Genomic DNA, 1,228 nt, shown 5'->3' on the forward strand with positions numbered 1-1,228 from the left:
TGACAGCACAATGCCGCCATGTTCGGCGTCGAGCAGCGCTGTGCCGGTTAGACGAGCCAGCGAAGTGCCCAACCCGACAACCATCGGCACGCCGCGCGAACGCGCCAGCATGGCGACGTGGCTGGCGGTGCTGCCCGCCTTCAGTGCGATGCCGCCGCCGCGGCTCCAGTCGGTTTCGAGAAAACGCGTCGGCGCGATATCCCAGCCGTAGAGGATGGCGCCGGTTGGCGCCTGGACGTCGCCATCCTCGGACAGCGCCCGCAGCACCTGGTCCCTGATATCGCGTATGTCGGCGGCCCGTGCGCGGAAATAATCCTGGTCTGACGCGTCGTAGCCGGCAATCTCGGTATCAAGCGCTTGCCGCCAGGCTTTGTCGGCTGGCAGGCCGGTGCGGATCGCGGCAAAGGCCGGGCTGCTCAGCGCATCGTCTTGCAGCATGGCGATCTGAAACTCGAGAATGTCGGCGGCATCGCCCTCGGCCATCTCGCTCAATGCGGTGAGACGGCTTGTCGCGACGGCGATTGCGGCTTCGAGCGCGGCCTTCTCGTCGTCGGCTGTTTCTTTGCCGACATAGGATACGACAGTCTGGTCGAGGTCGAACAGTGGCCCCTCGGCATAGCCGGCCGAGGCCGAAATGCCTTGCAGTCTAAGCGGTTCGGACATGGTCCGCGCCTTCGTCGAAATCGCGCCGCACCAGTTCGACCAACGCGTCGACGGCATCATTGGCGCCGTCACCGCTGGCCCTGATGTGCAGCACGGTGCCCTTCGGCGCCTTGGCCGCCATCACCTTGACGATGCTCTTGGCGTCGAACCATGGCCCGTTGGCGGCGAGCGCGATCTCCACCTCGGCGGCAAAACTCTTGGCCAACTTGGTGAACTTCACCGAAGGACGCGCGTGCAGACCCACCTCGTGGGTGATCACAACGGTCGCTTCGGCGGATGCGGACATGTCTTTCAAAATTCCCGTTCGTTCACGACGGCGACAATTCATGTGCCGTCGCCACCACTTCCCGCAGCGAGGCGCCGCCGGAGGCCTCGGTCGCTGCCATCACCGCGCCTTCGACGATCGGCGCGTTGCAGACTATGATCTTGTGCGAGCGTGGCTCGCCGATCATCTCCACCGCCATTTCCGAGTTGGTCTCCGCGCCGCCGAGATCGACCAGAATGGCGACACCGGCTTCCGACCAGGCCTTGTCGATGGCGCCCATGATCGCCTCGACATTGGTGC

3 protein-coding genes are annotated in these 1,228 nt (G+C 64.8%); all 3 read right to left on the bottom strand.

Translation table 11 applies throughout. The annotated features are described in order from the left end of the window. Positions 1-663: phosphoenolpyruvate-utilizing N-terminal domain-containing protein (locus tag EOA22_RS33950; RefSeq protein ID WP_245478765.1), on the bottom strand; the 663-nt coding region annotated here is incomplete at its 3' end. Next, positions 647-949, bottom strand: a complete 303-nt coding sequence (locus tag EOA22_RS33955; RefSeq protein WP_013528086.1) for an HPr family phosphocarrier protein — start codon at positions 947-949, stop codon at positions 647-649. The genes EOA22_RS33950 and EOA22_RS33955, both read right to left, overlap by 17 nt. A gap of 22 nt (positions 950-971) precedes the next feature. After that, on the bottom strand, positions 972-1,228 hold a 257-nt coding region (locus EOA22_RS33960), incomplete at its 5' end, for a PTS mannose transporter subunit IID (protein ID WP_127238564.1).

This window comes from Mesorhizobium sp. M7A.F.Ca.US.014.04.1.1, assembly GCF_003998745.1.
In the GTDB taxonomy this organism is placed as follows: Bacteria; Pseudomonadota; Alphaproteobacteria; order Rhizobiales; family Rhizobiaceae; genus Mesorhizobium; species Mesorhizobium ciceri.